Here is an 18024-nt window from a genome sequence, read left to right on the forward strand (position 1 = left end):
ATTTTCGCCACTTTTGCTAGTGCCAATTGAGGGTATTGCCCTGCAGGCCATCAATCGCAATGCCTATAGAGCAATACCCTAGGTAGCGCTAGTGTTAGCCGTAAACCGGATCAAACAAGCCAGCCAGGCCCGCGCCCGGTGACGGCTGGCGCATAAACGCTTCGCCCACCAGATAGGTGTGTACATGGTGATCGCGCATCAATTGCACGTCAGCCGCGGTGTGAATACCGCTTTCGCACACGGCGATACGGCCATCGGCCACGATTTGCGGCAATAGATCGATGGTGGTTTGCAGGCTCACTTCAAAAGTGCGCAGATTGCGGTTATTCACGCCCAGCAGCGGGGTTTTGAGCGTGAGTGCGGCATCAAGCTCTTGCGCATTGTGCACTTCCACCAGCACCGCCATGCCCAGGCTGTGCGCCAGCGCTTCAAAATCCTGCATCTGTTTTACATCCAGCTCCGCGGCGATCAGCAAAATGCAGTCGGCACCCCAGGCGCGCGCCTCATAAAACTGATATTCATCGACCATAAAATCTTTGCGCAGCGCCGGCAGCGTGCATGCTGCACGGGCGGCTTTCAGGTAATCGGCGTGGCCCTGAAAATACTGCACATCGGTCAGCACCGACAAACACGCTGCGCCATGGGCGGCGTAATCGGGGGCGATCTCGGCCGGTACAAACGGATCGCGCATCACGCCTTTGCTCGGGCTGGCCTTTTTGATTTCGGCAATCACGCCCGCTTTACCGGCTGCATGCTTGGCCTGAATCGCGCCCACAAAGTCGCGCAGGTCACGATTGGCCTCGGCTTGGGCACGGATTTCCGCAAGCGGGATGAGTTTTTTCGCGGCAGCCACTTCTTCAAACTTAGTGGCCCAGATTTTTTTCAGGATGTCGGACATTTTAGTTCACTCGTAGTGGGGGGTAGCCACAGGCGTAACCCACCGATTTTAATAAATTCAAAGTCATGATGAGCACGGGTTGATCAATTTGATTAAATCAAATGCGTAAGACCGAGCCCTTCGCTGTAAGTGCAAGAATAGATGGCGTACCTTTAAAACTGATGGTGACCTGACCTCCAAAGACATCATCGATGGCCAACTGCGTTACGCCTTCAAGTTGTATTGTCTCTGAACTACCAATTGCTCGATTGATTCCATCAATATCTGAGAAATTTGTTGTAGTGACCTCTATAACCTTATCAAGCTGAACAAATAGATAAGGCCAATCCGCGACCTGTGATGATCTCTCAATTATTTCATCCGGTAGCCAGAAAGAGTCCCATTTAAAAGCTAGGGTTATGTAATTTGCATAAGCCAGATGATGAAAAATACCAATCCAAATGGAATCGTGAAGTGTGTATTTATTCAAGAAGTCATCAAGTCGATAGCCTGATTTCTTGTCCCAAGGTAGGTTGTCTTCTACTAAATTTTTATATAGCCAGTTGGGGTGCATTTGGTTCTCATGCATAAATTAAAAGTTCGCCACTGAAGGTGACGGTTTTCTTTTAATCGTCAAAATAACTGCATATGAACTTGCACACTTATTTGCTCAAAGCCTGAGTGAAGTTCAGAACGGTGCGGCTGTTAGATTGTTTAATTGCTAATAATGAGTTTGTCGGAAATTAATTTTGATTTAATGCCATCAAGCAATGAAATCGCCTTTTTATCATCCAATGGTCCCAAGAGTGGACCGCCAGCGCCGAGCCCTGTTTCCATTTTCCATACGGTTTGCTTTGTCGCTGAGTCAATTAAAGTTACGGAGTAAATGAAGCGAACTGCGGTCCAACCCATTGCCGCCATTTCTGTTCGGAATGGGCGAATAACTAATGTATGACTTTTGCTGTCGCTCGTTGTTGGGAACATGCTTCTTGCTTGTGTTACCACGATTTTTCCAAAATCTGCATGTTTAACTTCCCGCATTTTTTCCTCGATTGAGTTTTCTCCCGGGGCAAGATTTTTGTCTTTAAATTCTGGTGTTATGTAGATTGTTTCAAGTTTTGAAATGGTCTTTTCATATCCAGCAGCTTTTGTGCTGGTATCAATCCCTAGTGAAGCACAGCCAGAAAGTAGTGACATTAACGCGGCTATTAGTAGTAATGATAATTTTTTCATGATGAATAATTGAAGTATGTTAAAGTGCCTTGCCATCAAAGATGTCTTGAGGTAGTGCGAGAGGGTCAAGGTTTTGCAGGCAGCCGATATTCGCGCGGTAATACCCAGCCTTGCGCAAGGTTTGGTGAAATGGATACATCCCGCATACCTTGCAGAAATAATGTTTTGCCACGCCTGTACCGAATTGATATACGCTCAATTGCTCGGCGCCGGCTTCGATCACTAATTCTTCCGGTGAATAAATATACGGCGTCATCAGCGCGCCTTTGCGCTGGCAGATCGAGCAATTGCAGCGCACGCCCGAGCTGATTTCGGGCGAGCTGATGCGAAACTTCACCGCGCCGCAATGGCAGCTGCCGTGGTAAGTGCGCCGGTTTTCCATTACTTGGCTAGGCCTTGTGTGAACGACACGAGCGCATCAAGTTTGGCTTTGGCCGCGCCGCTGGCTAGCGCTTCGTGCGCAGCGTTGATGCCGTCTTCCAGCGTTACCGCCAAATTGGCAGCGTAAATCGCGGCACCGGCGTTCAGCAGCACGATGTCGCGGCAAGGGCCGCTGAGGCTGCCAGCCAGAATACCTTCGATAATGGCTTTGGATTCTTGCGCGGTGCCAGCGTACAGTGCTTTGCTGTCGGCCAGACTAAAGCCGAGATCACGAGGATCGAATTCGTATTCAACGATGTCGCCATCTTTCAGCTCGGCAATCATGGTTGGGGTGCTGATCGAGATCTCATCCAGCCCATCTTTGCCGTGCACAATCAACACATGCTTAGAGCCCAGTTGTTTGAGCACCCGTGCCTGAATACCGACCAGATCTGGGTGGAATACGCCCATCACCTGATTATCCGCACCGGCTGGGTTGGTGAGCGGGCCAAGGATATTAAAGATGGTACGTACGCCCAGCTCTTTGCGCACTGGTGCCACGTATTTCATCGCGCTGTGATGGTTAGGTGCGAACATAAAACCGAGGCCGACCTGATCAATACACTGGCCAACTTGTTCGGCGGTCAGGTTTAGATTCACGCCAAACGCTTCGAGTACGTCGGCCGAGCCAGAGCTTGACGACACCGAGCGGCCGCCATGTTTGGCCACTTTTGCACCCGCAGCAGCGGCCACAAAGGCCGAGCAAGTCGAGATATTAAACGTATGCGCGCCATCGCCACCGGTGCCACAGGTGTCCACCAAGTGCCGGCCATCTTGCACCGCCACTTTGGTCGAAAATTCGCGCATCACGGTCGCAGCGGCGGCGATTTCGGACACGCTTTCTACCTTGGTGCGCAGGCCCATCAGCAGGGCGGCGATTTGCGCTGGGGTCATTTCGCCCGACATGATTTGCCGCATCAGGTGCAGCATTTCATCGTAAAACAGCTCGTTATTGTCGATCAGGCGATTCAGTGCGGTTTGGATGGTGATCATAATGCTTCCGGCAGTTTTTATTGTTGGACTTCAATGGCAATCGTAACTTGATCCCATTGTTGAGCAGCTTGAGCGATCTTTTCAAGACGGGGGATGTGCTCGGGCTCCGCCAGGTTGGCAATTTCGAAAATCACACCTGTTTGGTCTTGTTCAGTTGCAAAATAAAGTAACTCGACACCGGAGCTACTAATTTTACCTGCTTGAGCAACTTGATAGCCTTGCGTAATCAGTGCCGTTTTTCTTTGCTCAAATTCAGTTCGACTCAACCAAGCGGCTATATGTTGTAGCCCTCCAGTCGGTTGACGCTGGAGAAATTCTAAAAAAATGCTTGGCTGCATATCGTGTTGCTCAATCAGTTCAATTTGCAGCGCCCCTGAATTGGCGAGCGCGATACTAATGACAGGAGATGCGCTTGCTTTGCCTCGATACTCGAAGTTATCGAGTTGAATTTTGCGTTTGATAAAGAATGGTCCAATCCCAAGTGTGGCGGCCCAATATTGCATGGCACTATCAATATTGGGGACAACAAAGGCGATTTGACGAATCTCTCCAAATTGTTGGCTCATCGCGTTCTCTAAGCAGAAAAACGGCCGCACTAAGCGGCCAATCGGTTAAGCAAATTCACGCAAGAAATTCTCGAGCATTTTATGCCCGTGTTCGGTCAGGATCGATTCGGGGTGAAATTGCACGCCCTCGATCGCCAGAGTTTTGTGACGCACGCCCATGATTTCGCCATCTTCCGTCCATGCAGTGACTTCAAGGCAATCAGGCAACGATTCGCGCTCGATCGCTAGCGAGTGATACCGCGTTACCGTTACTGGGGAGGGTATGTCTCTGAACATCCCGATATTATTATGGATAACGGGGGATACCTTGCCATGCATCAGTGTTTTGGCATGGATAATCTTGCCGCCAAAGGCTTCGCCAATCGATTGATGCCCCAAGCACACGCCCATAATCGGCAACTTGCCAGCGAAATGCTTGATGGCGGGTACCGAAATGCCGGCTTCCAGCGGTGAGCATGGGCCCGGTGAAATGACCAGGTATTTCGGATTCATGGCCTCGATTTGTTCGAGGCTGATTTCATCGTTGCGATGCACGTGCACGTCTTGGCCGAGCTCGCCGAAATACTGCACGAGGTTGTAGGTAAAGCTGTCGTAGTTATCGATCATTAAAAGCATGATTTAATCCTTTATCGCAGATGGCAGTGGCGGGGCGCTTAGGCGTCCAGGCCTTGGCTGGCAAGCTCGGCGGCGCGCAATACGGCGCGGGCTTTATTGAGCGTTTCCTGCCATTCGCTTTGCGGGACTGAATCGGCCACAATGCCGGCGCCCGCTTGCATATAGAGGGTTTGGTTTTTGATCACGGCGGTGCGCAGCGCGATGGCCACATCCATATCACCGTTAAAACCCAGATAGCCCACCGCGCCGGAATACACGCCGCGCTTGGTCGGCTCGAGCTCGTCAATGATCTCCATCGCCCGCACTTTCGGCGCGCCCGATACGGTGCCTGCTGGGAAGGTGGCTTTCAGTACGTCAATCGCGGTTTGCTGCGGTTTGAGTTTGCCTTCCACGCTAGACACGATGTGCATCACATGCGAGTAGCGCTCAACGACCATTTTGTCGACGAGTTTGACCGAGCCGGTTTGCGCCACGCGGCCCGCGTCATTGCGCCCCAAATCGATCAGCATGACGTGTTCGGCGATTTCTTTTTCATCGGCCAGCAGCTCGGCTTCGAGTGCCAGATCGTGTTCGCGATCTTTGCCGCGCGGGCGGGTACCAGCAATCGGGCGCACAGTGACGGTATCGTCTTCCAGGCGCACCAAGATTTCGGGTGAGGCGCCAACAATATGCATATCGCCAAAGTCGTAATAGAACATATACGGCGATGGATTAATGCTGCGCAGCGAGCGATACAGCGACATGGCCGAGGCATTAAACGGTGCACTCATACGTTGCGCCAGCACTACCTGCATCACATCGCCGTCTTTGATGTATTCCTTGGCTCTCAGTACTGCATCTTTAAATGGCTGCTCGCCAAATTCTGATACCGGCTCGCCAGCGCTGGCGACGGGTAGCGAGAACGGAATCTGCGCTGGCTCGCGCAATTTCAGGCGCAGTGCCAGTAGGCGCTCTTCGGCCACCTGATAGGCATTGTCTTGGCTTGGGTCGGCGTAAACAACGAGGTAAAGCTTGCCGGACAGATTGTCGACCACGACGATCTCTTCGGATAGCAAGAGCTGAATATCTGGCGCGCCAATGGGGTCGGGCTTCGGGCATTCAGCCAGCTTGCGCTCGATATAGCGAATGGTTTCGTAGCCAAAATAGCCTACCAAACCGCCCAGAAAGCGCGGCAAACCTTTGGTTGACGGTGCTTTGAAGCGGGCCTGATAGGCTTCAATGTAATCGAGCGGGTTGCCGCTATGGGTTTCGATCACGCGATCGTCGTGGATCAGCTCGGTGGTTTGGCCACAGACTTTGATGCGGGTGCGGGCCGGCAGGCCAATAAAAGAATAGCGACCAAAGCGCTCGCCACCGACCACGGATTCCAGCAGGTAAGAGTAAGGGCGATTAGCGAGCTTCAAATACACCGACAGCGGGGTGTCGAGGTCAGCAAATAATTCAGAAATCAGCGGAATGCGGTTATAGCCTTGGGCCGCCAAGGCGTGAAATTCTTCACGAGTCAGCATGGGACTTCTCTCCAGATGGAAAAATCAGAATGAACGAGGTGTGGGCGCGCTTAGCGACGCCATCGCCATTCCAGCCAGAGATCAGTACAGTAAAAAGCCATGATGACAGGGGATCGAGGCCGATCCAATCAGGTAGGAAACAGCATCGATTGTGCGGGAACTACCCGCTAGCGTCAAATGTAAACGGGGTTTTCCCGTATGGCCGTGGTGCGGGTTCACTTTTCTTGCAAGCGGCGGCGGCAGCTTTGGTAGAATCGGTGTTTTAGTCCTGCAGAAAATGTGAAACCACGATGCTGACACTGTTCAATTCTCTTGCCCGCGAAAAACAGGAATTCAAACCGATTACCCCCGGACACGTAAATATGTATGTCTGTGGGATGACGGTGTACGACTACTGTCATATCGGGCATGCGCGGATGGTGGTGGTATTTGATGTGGTGGCGCGTTGGTTGCGCGCTTCTGGCTATCACGTGAATTACGTGCGCAATATCACGGATATTGATGACAAGATCATCAAGCGTGCGGTGGAAAACGGCGAATCCATCCAAAGCCTCACCGCGCGCTTCATTGATGCGATGAACGAAGACTTTGCTGCGCTGGGTATTCAGCGCCCGGATCACGAGCCCCGTGCGACCGAGCACGTGGACGGCATGCAGGCGATTATCCGTAAGCTGTTTGACAATGGCTTGGCCTATCACGCCCCCAATGGCGATGTGTATTACTCGGTGAAAGACTTTGCCGGCTATGGCAAATTGTCGCGCAAAGATTTTGACGAGCAGCGCGCGGGTGAGCGGGTCGAGGTAGACCCGAATAAACGTGATCCACGCGATTTTGTGCTGTGGAAAGCGGCCAAAACCGATGAGCCCGCCGAAGTGAAATGGGAATCGCCTTGGGGTGCCGGCCGCCCGGGCTGGCATATCGAATGCTCGGCCATGAGCTGCCATCATTTGGGCGAACATTTTGATATTCACGGTGGCGGCGAAGATTTGCAGTTTCCGCACCATGAAAACGAAATCGCCCAATCTGAAGGGGCGCATGGCCATCAGTATGTGAATTACTGGCTGCACAACGGCTTTATCAATGTCGATAACGAGAAAATGTCCAAGAGCTTGGGCAATTTCTTCATCATTCGCGATGTATTGCAGCAGTTTGATCCCGAAGTGTTGCGCTTCTTTATTCTGCGTGCGCACTACCGTAGCCCGCTGAACTACAGCGATGTGCACCTGAATGACGCCAAAAATGCGCTAACCCGCTTGTATACCGCGCTCAAAGCGGTGGCACCAGCTGAGGTGGCGATTGATTGGCAAGATCCGTTAGCGGCGCGCTTTAAGGCGGCGATGGACGACGATTTTGCGACGACCGAGGCCGTATCGGTGCTGTTTGAATTGGCGGCTGAAGCCAATAAACACGCCGGTACCGAGTTGGGTGCGCAAAAGGCGGGGCTGCTTAAAGCCTTGGGTGGTGTGCTGGGCTTGCTGCAGCGCGATCCACAAGCTTTCCTGCAAGCGGATGTGGGTGCAGTAGGCGAGTGGACTGCGGAGAAAATTGAAGCGGCGATTGTGGCGCGACGTGAAGCACGGGCGGCCAAAAACTGGGCAGAGGGTGATCGCATCCGCGATGAGCTGGCGGCCGCAGGGATTGTGCTGGAAGACAAAGCCGGCGAAACCACTTGGCGCCGGACTTGATCGGCCTAGGTGTGCAATAAAAAACCGCCCTTTGGGGCGGTTTTTTATTCGTGGTGGCGCAGGCGCGGCAGGACAATGCCGCGCTTATTCGGTTTTAACCACGGGTGTAATGCCCATGGCTTTGAGCTTGCGCACCGCGGCTTCGGCTTCGGCCTTATTTTTGAATGGGCCAATTTGTACGCGGGTTTCTAGGTAGGCCGGAATGCCCGCCTGCTGCAGCTGGCCGAGTAGTTTTTCCGCATTGTTCGAGAGCAGAAACACGCCGGCTTGCACGCTATAGCCACGGCTATTGCTGACTGGGGCTGGATAGGTGGCCGGCGCAGCGGGCGCCAGGCGTGGCGCACTGCTAGGTAGGGTGGTGCTAGGTAGGGCGGTGCTGCTTGGTATGGCAGTCATTGTCTTGAGGGGTATAGCCGTAGCAGCTATTGCGGGCATGGCTTTGGGGGTGATACTGGCCTTGGGTATGCTGGTGGCGCCGGGAATATTCTCGATGCGTTGGCTGCTGCGCGGGCTGGTGTTACCTGCCATCTGCACGCCGGGTGGCAGAGCCGTTTGGCCGGCGCGTGCTGCTGGCGCTGTGCTTGGGCGGGCGCTGGCGAGCGGCGTCGCGGCGGCGGTTGGGATGGGGGTAGCAGTTGGCGCCGCTGTTGGAGCAATCGTTGGGTCGGCGGTCGGTGTGGGGCTGGGTGCGCTAGTGGCGGCGGCACTTGCTGTGCTGGCGGTGCTCGGTTCGCTGGCGTTGAGGCTGGCCATTTCGCTGGCCGAAATCTCGGGCGCAATTTGCGGCAAATCGACTTTCGGGGTGGCGTTATCTTGGCTTTTTTCTAGCCAGGCAATGCCGCCGAGAATCGCGGCAATTAATGCGCCCGCAATCCCAAGTCGCCAAAGTAACTGGGTTTTTAGCTGTTGCTGCTCTTTTTGCTGCAGGATGGGGTCGAGGCCGTCACTCATTCTCTGTCTGCTTTGTGGCTGTAAGTGATATAATGATGGGCTATTTGCCTCGATTTTTGCCTGGCGAGGCTTGGCGAGTTGCGACTTTCCCTAGGCGCAGAGGCTAGCCGAAAAAGGCAAAGGGCAGCAAAAAACAATTTCTGTCTGTTAACAAAACTGAACATTCAGCCCTCTGGAGAAATCAATAATGGCTATCGAACGTACTATTTCTATCATCAAGCCGGACGCAGTAGGTAAAAACGTAATCGGTAAGATCTACGACCGTTTTGAAACTGCTGGCCTGAAAATCGTTGCGGCCAAGCTCAAGCAACTGTCACGCACTGAAGCTGAAGGCTTCTACGCCGTACACAAAGAGCGTCCTTTCTTCAATGATCTGGTGAACTTTATGATCTCTGGCCCGGTCATGATCCAGGTGCTGGAAGGCGAGAACGCCGTACTGAAAAACCGCGAACTGATGGGCGCGACTAACCCGAAAGACGCAGCGCCAGGCACCATCCGTGCTGACTTCGCTGCCAGCATCGATGCCAACGCCGTTCACGGCTCAGACAGCCTGGAAAATGCAGCGATCGAAATCGCTTACTTCTTCCCAGCTTCTGAAATTTACAGCGCCAAGTAATTGACGCGCGCGGAGCACACCATCATGTCGTTAAATTTGCTGAATTATGATGCGGACCAATTGGCGCAGCTGGTGGTCGAAATGGGTGAGAAACCCTTTCGGGCCAAGCAGTTGCTCAAATGGGTGCATCAACGCGGTACGGCCGATTTCGACCTGATGAGCGATATTGCCAAGACGTTCCGGCAAAAACTCGCGGCGCAAGCCAGTGTGGCTCCGCCCTCGCTGATGGCCGAGCAGGTGGCCAGTGATGGCGTGCATAAATGGCTCTTGGATGTGGGCACCGGTAATGGGGTGGAAACCGTGTTTATCCCTGAGGATGATCGCGGCACCTTGTGTGTCTCAAGTCAGGTGGGCTGTGCGCTGGACTGTACCTTCTGTTCGACTGCCCGCCAGGGTTTTAATCGTAATTTGAGTACGGCCGAAATTATCGGTCAGTTGTGGTGGGCTAATCAGCGCCTGTCACTCAATGCCGCGCGCCTGGGGCAGGCTGTGAATGATGATTCACGGATTGTGTCCAATGTGGTGATGATGGGCATGGGTGAGCCGCTGGCCAACTACGACAATGTGGTATCGGCGTTACGCCTGATGCTCGATGACAACGCTTACGGCCTATCGCGCCGGCGCGTGACTTTGTCGACTTCCGGTATGGTGCCGCAGCTGGATCGGCTGCGTGAAGATTGCCCCGTGGCGCTGGCCGTGAGCCTGCATGCGCCCAATGACACGATCCGTGATCAGATCGTGCCCCTGAATAAAAAATATCCGTTAAAAGAACTACTTGATGCCTGTAATCGCTATCTGGAAAAAGCCCCGCGCGATTTTGTGACCTTCGAGTATGTGATGCTGGCCGGGGTGAATGATCAGCCGGAGCATGCCCGCCAACTGGCGGATCTGGCGCGTTCGACCTCGTGTAAATTCAATTTGATTCCGTTTAATCCGTTTCCGAATTCCGGCTATGATCGCTCGGGTCGTGAAGCAATCCAGCGGTTCCGTGATATTCTCACGCAGGCTGGCTACATCGTGACGGTGCGTAAAACGCGCGGCGATGATATTGATGCCGCCTGTGGCCAGCTTGCTGGCCAGGTGATGGATAAAACCCGCCGTCAGGCCAAATTTGCAGAGAAGTTTGAAGAAGTACGCCCGATTCTGTTTCAGCATAAACAAGGCTAACTGAAATGAAGAAGTACTGCTTGCTGTTGATGTGTGTCCTTTGTTCGTCCATGGCTTGGGCTAACGATGAGCCCACGCCGGCCGAGCAGCGCGCGATGACGCGAACCAATCTGGCTACCGAATACTACAAGCGCGGCGCCTATGCGATAGCAATTGAAGAGGGCAAAAAAGCGCTGGAATCGGTGAAGAACTTCCCGTATGCGCTCAATATTCTGGCCTTGTCGTACTGGGCAGTGAAAGAAGACGCTACCAGCCGCAGTTACTTCGAACAAGCCCTGCGTGCGGCACCGAAAGACCCTGATATTAATAAAAACTTCGGGAATTTTTTGTGTGAAGAAGGCGAGCATCGCGCCGGGCTTGCTCGTTACGATGTGGTGTTGGCCAATCCGTTTTTTCCGAATCAGGATCAAGCCTTGGTGGCGGCAGCCAATTGCAGCCTGAAGGCGGGTGACCGTGCATTGGCTAAACAATATTTCCAGCGCGCGGCACAATTACAAAGCCGCAATCCGCAAGTGAAATATCAACTGGCAAGTTTTCTGCTGGAAGAGCAAGATTTGCCCGAGGCAAAACGCCATTTTGTCGATTTGATGCGAATTTTTCCGCAACCCCCAGCTGAGTTATTGTGGTTAGGGGTACGGATTGAACGGGCGATCGGTAGTAAAGAGGCCGAAACCCGCTATGCCAAGCAGCTGCAGCAGCTGTATCCCGATGCGGTGGAAACCACCAAATTGTTAACCGGTAAATATGACTGAACAAGAACAAGCTATACCGGCTTCATCTGGCGCGATGCCAGCAGGCCAGCAACTTCGCAGCGCCCGGGAGGGGCGGGGCTGGAGTGTGGAAGATGTCGCAGGGCAACTGAAACTCTCGGCGCGGCAGATTGTGGCGCTGGAAGAAGAGCGCTTTACCGATCTGCCCGGCAATCTGTTTATTCGCGGCTTTGTGCGTAATTACGCGCGTTTGCTGGGCTTGGATTCCGAGCCGTTGCTGCAATACCTCGCCGGGGTATTGCCTGCAGATGTAGCTAAAACGCCTGTTTCCAGCGTAAACGTCCAGGTTGATCAGCCTGTTACGATCAAAACCGCCAGCCGTGGCCCATCGGCCACGGTAATCATGGCACTGTTGGGCGTGTTTATCGGTGTGGGTGGTGTGTATTGGTATTTGCAGCAACCTGGTTCGCCGGAGCTGGATTTGCCCACGATCCCAACGCCAGCAGTGGTCGAAGCGTCAGCAGCTAGCGCGGTTGAAGCAGTTGCTTCGGAAGCCTCGGCGGTGATACCTGAACTCGTTGCTACGCCAGCTTCGGCGGCCTCTGCCGTAGTGGCGATGGCCAGCAAAGCCAGTAGCGTGGCCTCGGCTGCCAGTAGTGTGGCTGTGAGCGGCCCTGAGCTGGTGATTGTGACCGAGTCGGATAGCTGGGTGCAGGTGGTGGACGCGAGCGGCAATAAAGTCTTGTCCGAGATTGTGCGCCCCGGTTATGAGCGCCGTGTGGCGGTACAGCCACCATTGTCGATTCGTGTCGGCAATGCCCCAAAAACTCGTCTAAGCCTGCGTGGGCAGGCGGTAGATCTGGCGCCATTTATGAAGCCAGGTTCTGATGTCGTTAATATGGAATTGAAGTAAGCCCTTATGTCGAGCCCGATTCAGCGTCGTAAAACCCGTCAGGTCCAGATTGGTCATGTGTGGGTAGGTAGTGACCATCCGATCATGGTGCAATCCATGACCAACACCGATACGGCCGATGCCGAAGCCACTGCCCGCCAGATTTTTGAATTGTGGCGTGCCGGCTCCGAGGTGGTGCGGATTACCGTCAATAGCGCCGAGGCCGCCGCGCAGGTGGCCAATATCAAAACCAAGCTCGAAAACTGGGGCTGCAAGGTGCCGCTGGTGGGGGATTTTCACTTTAATGGTGATCGCCTGCTGCGTGATTACCCGGAGTGTGCCGAAGCGTTGGCCAAATACCGGATTAACCCTGGCAACGTGGGTAAGGGCGCCAAGCGCGACGAAAAGTTTGCGCTGATGATCGAGCGGGCCATCGAATTTAATAAACCGGTGCGCATTGGCGTGAACTGGGGTTCGTTGGATCAAAGCATCGCTGCCCGCATGATGGATGAAAATTCCAAACGTGCGGTGCCGCTGACGGCCGAGGCCGTGATGCGCGAGGCGCTGATTGTGTCGGCGCTGGAATCGGCCGACCAGGCGATTCAGTGGGGCCTGTCACCGGATAAAATATTGTTGTCGTGCAAAGTCTCTCATGTGCAGGACCTGATTGCCGTGTATCGCGATCTGGGTGCGCGCTGCGATTATCCGCTGCATTTGGGGCTGACCGAAGCCGGCATGGGCTCGAAAGGCATCGTGGCATCGAGTGCCGCCTTGGCCGTACTGATGCAGGAAGGCATTGGCGATACCATCCGTATCTCGCTCACGCCTGAGCCTAATGGCGATCGCACCAAAGAAGTCGTGGTGGCCCAAGAATTACTGCAAACCATGGGGCTGCGTAGCTTTACCCCATTGGTGACCGCTTGCCCAGGCTGTGGCCGTACCACCTCAACTGTGTTCCAAGAGTTGGCGCAAGACATCCAGAATTTCCTGCGCGAGCAAATGCCGGTTTGGCGCGCGCAGTATCCTGGCGTGGAAGACATGAAAGTGGCTGTGATGGGCTGTGTGGTGAACGGCCCGGGCGAGTCAAAACTCGCCGATATCGGGATCAGTTTGCCCGGTACGGGTGAAGTGCCGGTCTGTCCGGTCTATATCGACGGGCAAAAAGATGTGACCCTGAAAGGTGATCACGTTGCGGCCGAGTTTCAGGCGATTGTCGAAAACTACGTGCAGACCCGCTATGGCGAAAACGGCAGCAAGCGCCGTGCTGATGCGCCTAAGGTGATTCCGCTCACGCCGGTTTAAATCCCGATTACACCCATTCTTTTGTTTTAATAATTTCAGTAGCAGGTTAACAAGCACAATGGCTCAAACCATTCAGGGTATCCGCGGCATGAACGATGTGCTGCCGCAAGAATCGCCACGCTGGCAGTATTTCGAACAAGTTTGTCGAGAATGGCTGGCCGCCTATGGCTACCAAAACATCCGCATGCCGATTGTGGAATCGACCCATCTATTTGTGCGTGGCGTTGGTGAGCATACCGATATTGTCGAAAAGGAAATGTATGCGTTTGAAGACAGCCTGAATGGTGAAAAGCTGACCCTGCGCCCAGAAGGCACCGCCGGTTGCGTGCGGGCATGTATTGAACATGGCCTGCTGTATAACCAAACCCAGCGCCTGTGGTACATCGGGCCGATGTTCCGGCATGAGCGCCCGCAAAAAGGCCGCTTGCGCCAGTTTAATCAGCTGGGCGTAGAGGCGTTTGGCTTCGCCACCCCTGATCTGGATGCCGAGCTGATTATCATGCTGGCAGATCTGTGGCAGCGCCTTGGCCTGACCGGGCTGACGCTGGAACTCAATTCGCTGGGCAATGCCGACGAGCGCGCGGCCCACCGTGCCGAGCTAATCAAGTATCTGGAAGGCTTTGTGGATGTATTGGACGAAGATGGCAAGCGCCGCCTGTATACCAATCCACTGCGTGTGCTGGATACCAAAAACCCTGCTTTGCAAGAAATGGCTAATCAGGCGCCCAAGCTGGAAGACTATCTGGGCGAAGAATCTAAAGCGCATTTTGCCGGGGTGAAAGCGCTGCTGGACGACGCAGGCATTGCCTATCGGCTTAATCCTCGCCTGGTGCGTGGCTTGGATTACTACAACCGTACCGTGTTCGAGTGGGTCACCACCGAGCTTGGTGCACAGGGCACCGTCGCGGCGGGCGGTCGCTATGATGCGCTGGTGGAACAACTGGGCGGCAAGCCTTGTCCGGCGGTTGGTTTTGCCATGGGGATTGAGCGCTTGATGCTCTTGCTGGAAGCCCAGCAGGTGGCTACGCCAGCGCAAAGTCCCGATGTATACGTGATTAGCCAAGGCGATGCGGCAGCGCGGGCGGCATTTGCCGCGGCGCGGCAATTGCGCGCCAATGGCCTGAATGTGATATATCATGCTGGCGGTGGCAGCTTTAAATCCCAATTCAAAAAAGCCGATCAGTCCGGCGCCGCATTGGCGGTGATCGTGGGCGAGGGTGAATTGGCCGCTGGCACAGTGAATATCAAGGTCTTGACCGGTGCGCAGCAGGGGGAGCAGCACACCGTAGCGCAAGATCAGATGGTTAATACGATTCGTAGTCTTAAATAATCGAGGACGACATGGCTGCTTTTGACTTACAAGAACAAGAACAAATTGCCGAACTGAAAGCATGGTGGCACAGCTGGGGTAAAGCGCTGGCCGCCGCAGTTGTGTTGGCGCTGCTCGCCTACGCCGGTTGGTCAGGCTGGCAAACCTGGCAAAAGCACCGTGCGGCTGAAGCCGCTGAGCTCTATGCCCAGCTGCAACTGCAGGCCATGGATGAGGCCAAATTCACCGCTACGCTGACTACCTTGAAAACCGATTTCGGCAGCACGCCTTATGCCGCGCGTGCTGCGCTGGCCGCCGCCAAACTGGCTTATATGAAGGGTCAGCCGGCTAAAACCCGCGATGAATTGAACTGGGTGATTAGCAATGCCAAAGAAGTGACTTTGCGTGATTCGGCTAAATTGCGTTTGGCGGGCGTTTTGCTCGACGATAAAAAATACGACGAAGCCCTGGCTTTGGTGAAAGCGCCGGAAGAAGAGAGCTATTCGGGTCTGTTTGCTGAAGTGCGTGGCGATGTATTGCTCGCTAAGCAAGATAAATCGGGCGCTGCAGACGCATACCGTCAAGCTTTGGCGAAATTGCCAAAAGACGCCCCCAATGTGAAATTGCTGGAAGTGAAACTTGATACGCTGGGAGCCAACTAAGATGCAATGCTTGCGGATCGCTGCCCTCGGTGCACTGAGCCTGCTGGCTGCGTGCTCTACTCCAAGTAATGTGCCAGATCCATCGCCGCTACCGAAGGTCAGTCAGGCCGCGACGGCGAAGCAAGTGTGGCGCAGCGAAGTAGGAAGCGATACCGATTTCCGCTTCCAGCCTGCGTTCTTGGCCGATCTGGTGGCCGTGGTGGGCGGCAAGAATGAAGTGGCTTTGCTGGATCGTGCCACTGGTCAAGCCAAATGGCGGGTGAAGCTGGAGCAACCGGTTGCTGGCGGTATTGGCATCGGCGCTGGCATGGTCGTGGTGGGGAGCCTCAAGGGCGATGTGATCGCGCTGGATTTAGCCAATGGCAAACCCGTATGGACGATCAAAACCAGCAGTGAAGTGATTTCTTCGCCGGTAGTGAACAAGAATCTAGTGCTGGTTCGCTCGGCAGATGGCAAGCTCAGCGCGCTGTCGGCGGCTAAGGGCGAACTGCAATGGGTGTATCAGCGTCCGCAACAGCCCGCGCTGCAACTACGTAACTATGCAGCACCCGTGGTGGCGGATGGCATCGTCTATGTCGGGCAGGCCGCTGGGCGCTTGACCGCGCTGGCAGTCGCTGATGGCCGTGTGCTGTGGGAAGCGCCGATTGCGCTGCCACGTGGTGCGAGTGAGCTTGAACGCATCACCGATATCGTCGCGCCGCCGGTTGTGCATGCCGATCTGGTGTGTGCGGTTGCCTATCAGGGTCGGGTGGCTTGTATCAGTACCCAAAATGGCTCACTGGTATGGTCGCGCGAGATTTCTAGCTGGTCGGGTCTCGCCATTGACGAGCGCCATGTGTATGTCACCGATGACCAAGGGCAGATCAATGCCTTCGAGCGCACCACAGGCCGCTCGGTATGGAAGCAAGATGCGCTGAAATATCGCTTTGTGAGCGCCCCCGCCGTGCTGGGTAATCAGCTGGTCGTGGGTGATCTCGACGGTTATTTGCACTATATGAATTTGGAAGATGGCAGTTTGGTGGGCCAACAGCCTACCGATGGCAGTCGTATTTTTGTCGCACCTCAATCTGCGGGTTCGCAGGCCTTGGTGCAAACGCGTAAGGGCAGCTTGTATCTGCTCAGCGCTCAGTAAGAGAATTGAATGAAACCAACCATTGCCCTCGTGGGGCGCCCGAATGTGGGCAAATCCACGCTGTTTAATCGCCTGACCAAAACCCGTGATGCCCTGGTGGCCGATCAGCCTGGCCTGACCCGTGATCGTCACTATGGTCATGGCAAGGTCGGCGATAAGCCATATCTGGTGATCGATACCGGTGGCTTCGAGCCTGTTGTGGACGAAGGCATCATGTTCGAGATGGCCAAGCAAACACTGCAGGCCGTGGATGAGGCCGATGCGATTGTTTTTGTCGTGGATGGGCGCAATGGCCTCACCCCGCAAGACAAGATCATTGCCAATCGTCTGCGTCAGGGTGATCGCCCGGTGTGGGTGGCAGTGAACAAAATCGAAGGCATGAATCGTGCGGTGATGACCGCTGAGTTTCACGAGCTGGGCCTTGGTGAGCCGGTGGCAATTTCCGCCTCGCATGGCGAAGGTGTACGCGATCTGGTGAACGATATTCTGGCCGGTTTCCCTGAGCCAGAAGACGAAGAAGAGCGCACGCATCCGACTTTTGCTATCGTGGGTCGTCCGAACGTCGGCAAATCAACGCTGGTTAACACCATTTTGGGTGAAGAGCGGGTGATTGCTTTTGATGCACCGGGCACTACGCGTGATTCGGTGTTTATTGATTTTGAGCGCAATGGCCAAAACTATACGGTAGTGGATACCGCCGGGGTGCGCCGGCGCGGCAAAGTGACCGACATGATCGAGAAATTCTCGGTCATTAAAACCATGCAGGCGATTGAAGACTGTAACGTGGTGATTTTGGTGCTGGATGCCACGCAGGATGTCTCGGATCAGGATGCCAAGATCGCCGGTTTTGTATTGGAAGCCGGCAAAGCCATGGTGGTGGCGATCAATAAATGGGAAGCCGCGGATGAAAATCAGCGCAATACCATTAAGCGTGAAATCGCCCGGAAACTCTCGTTCCTGGATTTTGCCAAATTCCACTATATCTCTGCATTGCATGGCAAAGGTGTCGCGGATATTTTTGGCTCGATCCATCAGGCCTATGATGCCGCGATGGTGAAAATTCCAACGCCTAAGCTAACGCGTGCGCTGCAGTTGGCGATGGAACGTCAGCAGCCGCCACTGGCCGGCAAGATTCGCCCCAAAATGCGTTATGCCCACCAAGGTGGTTCAAATCCACCGGTGGTTGTGATCCACGGCAATGCATTGGAAGCAGTTCCTGCGTCATACTGGCGTTATCTGGAAGGCTTCTTCATGAAGATGTTCAAGCTACAAGGCACGCCACTGCGCGTTCAATTCAAGAAAACGGGCAATCCGTTTGAAGGAAAAGAACCGCCGAAGTTGAATCGCCGCGGCAATAAATAAAATTGCTGATTGTAAGCTGTTGAT

The 18024-nt window shown here is 54.3% G+C and carries 19 protein-coding genes; 10 read left to right on the forward strand and 9 right to left on the reverse strand.

Annotated elements, in window-relative coordinates; genetic code table 11:
• Positions 1–94: 94 nt before the first annotated feature.
• From trpC to trpE, 8 genes are all read right to left on the reverse strand, one after another.
• Positions 95–898, reverse strand: a complete 804-nt coding sequence (gene trpC / locus L991_RS14050) for an indole-3-glycerol phosphate synthase TrpC (protein ID WP_047396639.1) — start codon at positions 896–898, stop codon at positions 95–97.
• Positions 899–995: 97 nt separating this feature from the next.
• The gene (locus L991_RS14055; RefSeq protein WP_156129091.1) at positions 996–1451 is read right to left on the reverse strand and encodes a hypothetical protein; all 456 of its coding nucleotides are present in this window, start codon (positions 1449–1451) and stop codon (positions 996–998) included.
• Between the two features lie 140 nt (positions 1452–1591).
• Positions 1592–2110 (reverse strand): hypothetical protein, encoded by a 519-nt coding sequence (locus tag L991_RS14060; protein WP_047396642.1) that lies wholly within the window; start codon positions 2108–2110, stop codon positions 1592–1594.
• A gap of 19 nt (positions 2111–2129) precedes the next feature.
• Positions 2130–2492, reverse strand: a complete 363-nt coding sequence (locus tag L991_RS14065; RefSeq protein ID WP_047396645.1) for a GFA family protein — start codon at positions 2490–2492, stop codon at positions 2130–2132.
• Positions 2492–3523 carry an anthranilate phosphoribosyltransferase gene (gene trpD, locus L991_RS14070; RefSeq protein WP_028450730.1) on the reverse strand — a complete coding sequence of 344 codons (1032 nt, stop codon included), beginning with the start codon at positions 3521–3523 and terminating at the stop codon, positions 2492–2494. The genes L991_RS14065 and trpD overlap by 1 nt, the downstream gene beginning before the upstream one ends.
• A gap of 17 nt (positions 3524–3540) precedes the next feature.
• Entirely contained in the window at positions 3541–4089 is a 549-nt protein-coding gene (locus L991_RS14075) for a VOC family protein (protein ID WP_047396648.1), read from the reverse strand.
• A gap of 45 nt (positions 4090–4134) precedes the next feature.
• On the reverse strand, positions 4135–4704 hold the full coding sequence (locus tag L991_RS14080; RefSeq protein WP_047396650.1) for an aminodeoxychorismate/anthranilate synthase component II: 570 nt from the start codon (positions 4702–4704) through the stop codon (positions 4135–4137).
• A 38-nt stretch (positions 4705–4742) separates the two neighbouring features.
• Entirely contained in the window at positions 4743–6212 is a 1470-nt protein-coding gene (gene trpE, locus L991_RS14085; protein WP_047396653.1) for an anthranilate synthase component I, read from the reverse strand.
• Between the two features lie 290 nt (positions 6213–6502).
• Between trpE and cysS the strand changes: the two genes are divergently transcribed.
• Positions 6503–7897, forward strand: coding sequence for a cysteine--tRNA ligase (gene cysS, locus L991_RS14090; RefSeq protein WP_047396657.1), 1395 nt, complete (start codon positions 6503–6505; stop codon positions 7895–7897).
• An 84-nt stretch (positions 7898–7981) separates the two neighbouring features.
• Here the strand turns inward: cysS and L991_RS14095 are convergent, their stop codons facing one another.
• Positions 7982–8848, reverse strand: coding sequence for an SPOR domain-containing protein (locus tag L991_RS14095; protein ID WP_047396660.1), 867 nt, complete (start codon positions 8846–8848; stop codon positions 7982–7984).
• A gap of 187 nt (positions 8849–9035) precedes the next feature.
• On the opposite strand from L991_RS14095, the gene ndk reads away from it, so the two are divergent.
• From ndk to der, 9 genes are read left to right on the forward strand one after another with little or no spacing between them, the layout of a single operon-like run.
• Positions 9036–9464, forward strand: a complete 429-nt coding sequence (ndk, locus tag L991_RS14100; RefSeq protein WP_028450725.1) for a nucleoside-diphosphate kinase — start codon at positions 9036–9038, stop codon at positions 9462–9464.
• A 24-nt stretch (positions 9465–9488) separates the two neighbouring features.
• Positions 9489–10631 carry a 23S rRNA (adenine(2503)-C(2))-methyltransferase RlmN gene (rlmN, locus tag L991_RS14105; protein ID WP_028450724.1) on the forward strand — a complete coding sequence of 381 codons (1143 nt, stop codon included), beginning with the start codon at positions 9489–9491 and terminating at the stop codon, positions 10629–10631.
• Between the two features lie 50 nt (positions 10632–10681).
• A complete protein-coding gene (locus tag L991_RS14110; protein ID WP_047396662.1) occupies positions 10682–11383 on the forward strand; it encodes a tetratricopeptide repeat protein in 702 nt (233 codons plus the stop codon).
• Positions 11376–12254, forward strand: a complete 879-nt coding sequence (locus L991_RS14115; RefSeq protein ID WP_047396665.1) for a helix-turn-helix domain-containing protein — start codon at positions 11376–11378, stop codon at positions 12252–12254. Before L991_RS14110 ends, L991_RS14115 begins: the two co-directional genes overlap by 8 nt.
• 6 nt (positions 12255–12260) lie before the next feature.
• On the forward strand, positions 12261–13535 hold the full coding sequence (gene ispG, locus L991_RS14120; RefSeq protein ID WP_028450721.1) for a flavodoxin-dependent (E)-4-hydroxy-3-methylbut-2-enyl-diphosphate synthase: 1275 nt from the start codon (positions 12261–12263) through the stop codon (positions 13533–13535).
• A 58-nt stretch (positions 13536–13593) separates the two neighbouring features.
• Complete coding sequence (hisS, locus tag L991_RS14125) at positions 13594–14865, forward strand: histidine--tRNA ligase (RefSeq protein WP_047396668.1); 1272 nt, start codon at positions 13594–13596, stop codon at positions 14863–14865.
• Between the two features lie 11 nt (positions 14866–14876).
• Complete coding sequence (locus tag L991_RS14130) at positions 14877–15506, forward strand: tetratricopeptide repeat protein (RefSeq protein ID WP_028450719.1); 630 nt, start codon at positions 14877–14879, stop codon at positions 15504–15506.
• Position 15507: 1 nt separating this feature from the next.
• Positions 15508–16638 (forward strand): outer membrane protein assembly factor BamB, encoded by a 1131-nt coding sequence (gene bamB / locus L991_RS14135; protein WP_047396670.1) that lies wholly within the window; start codon positions 15508–15510, stop codon positions 16636–16638.
• 9 nt (positions 16639–16647) lie between these two features.
• Positions 16648–18000: a ribosome biogenesis GTPase Der gene (gene der, locus L991_RS14140; protein WP_051259087.1), complete on the forward strand. Its 1353-nt coding sequence runs from the start codon at positions 16648–16650 to the stop codon at positions 17998–18000.
• Positions 18001–18024: the final 24 nt, after the last annotated feature.

Origin of the sequence: Chitinibacter sp. ZOR0017 (assembly GCF_000799095.1) — a bacterium.
Lineage (GTDB): Bacteria > Pseudomonadota > Gammaproteobacteria > Burkholderiales > Chitinibacteraceae > Chitinibacter > Chitinibacter tainanensis.

Excerpts from the sequence above, each read along its gene's own strand:
- L991_RS14075 (WP_047396648.1), bottom strand. The coding sequence starts at position 4,089 with ATGAGCCAACAATTTGGAGAGATTCGTCAAATCGCCTTTGTTGTCCCC.
- bamB (WP_047396670.1), top strand. The coding sequence starts at position 15,508 with ATGCAATGCTTGCGGATCGCTGCCCTCGGTGCACTGAGCCTGCTGGCT.
- L991_RS14130 (WP_028450719.1), top strand. The coding sequence starts at position 14,877 with ATGGCTGCTTTTGACTTACAAGAACAAGAACAAATTGCCGAACTGAAA.
- trpC (WP_047396639.1), bottom strand. The coding sequence starts at position 898 with ATGTCCGACATCCTGAAAAAAATCTGGGCCACTAAGTTTGAAGAAGTG.
- L991_RS14080 (WP_047396650.1), bottom strand. The coding sequence starts at position 4,704 with ATGCTTTTAATGATCGATAACTACGACAGCTTTACCTACAACCTCGTG.
- ispG (WP_028450721.1), top strand. The coding sequence starts at position 12,261 with ATGTCGAGCCCGATTCAGCGTCGTAAAACCCGTCAGGTCCAGATTGGT.
- L991_RS14055 (WP_156129091.1), bottom strand. The coding sequence starts at position 1,451 with ATGCACCCCAACTGGCTATATAAAAATTTAGTAGAAGACAACCTACCT.
- rlmN (WP_028450724.1), top strand. The coding sequence starts at position 9,489 with ATGTCGTTAAATTTGCTGAATTATGATGCGGACCAATTGGCGCAGCTG.
- L991_RS14110 (WP_047396662.1), top strand. The coding sequence starts at position 10,682 with ATGGCTTGGGCTAACGATGAGCCCACGCCGGCCGAGCAGCGCGCGATG.
- L991_RS14095 (WP_047396660.1), bottom strand. The coding sequence starts at position 8,848 with ATGAGTGACGGCCTCGACCCCATCCTGCAGCAAAAAGAGCAGCAACAG.
- der (WP_051259087.1), top strand. The coding sequence starts at position 16,648 with ATGAAACCAACCATTGCCCTCGTGGGGCGCCCGAATGTGGGCAAATCC.
- L991_RS14060 (WP_047396642.1), bottom strand. The coding sequence starts at position 2,110 with ATGAAAAAATTATCATTACTACTAATAGCCGCGTTAATGTCACTACTT.
- ndk (WP_028450725.1), top strand. The coding sequence starts at position 9,036 with ATGGCTATCGAACGTACTATTTCTATCATCAAGCCGGACGCAGTAGGT.
- hisS (WP_047396668.1), top strand. The coding sequence starts at position 13,594 with ATGGCTCAAACCATTCAGGGTATCCGCGGCATGAACGATGTGCTGCCG.
- trpE (WP_047396653.1), bottom strand. The coding sequence starts at position 6,212 with ATGCTGACTCGTGAAGAATTTCACGCCTTGGCGGCCCAAGGCTATAAC.
- cysS (WP_047396657.1), top strand. The coding sequence starts at position 6,503 with ATGCTGACACTGTTCAATTCTCTTGCCCGCGAAAAACAGGAATTCAAA.
- L991_RS14065 (WP_047396645.1), bottom strand. The coding sequence starts at position 2,492 with ATGGAAAACCGGCGCACTTACCACGGCAGCTGCCATTGCGGCGCGGTG.
- trpD (WP_028450730.1), bottom strand. The coding sequence starts at position 3,523 with ATGATCACCATCCAAACCGCACTGAATCGCCTGATCGACAATAACGAG.
- L991_RS14115 (WP_047396665.1), top strand. The coding sequence starts at position 11,376 with ATGACTGAACAAGAACAAGCTATACCGGCTTCATCTGGCGCGATGCCA.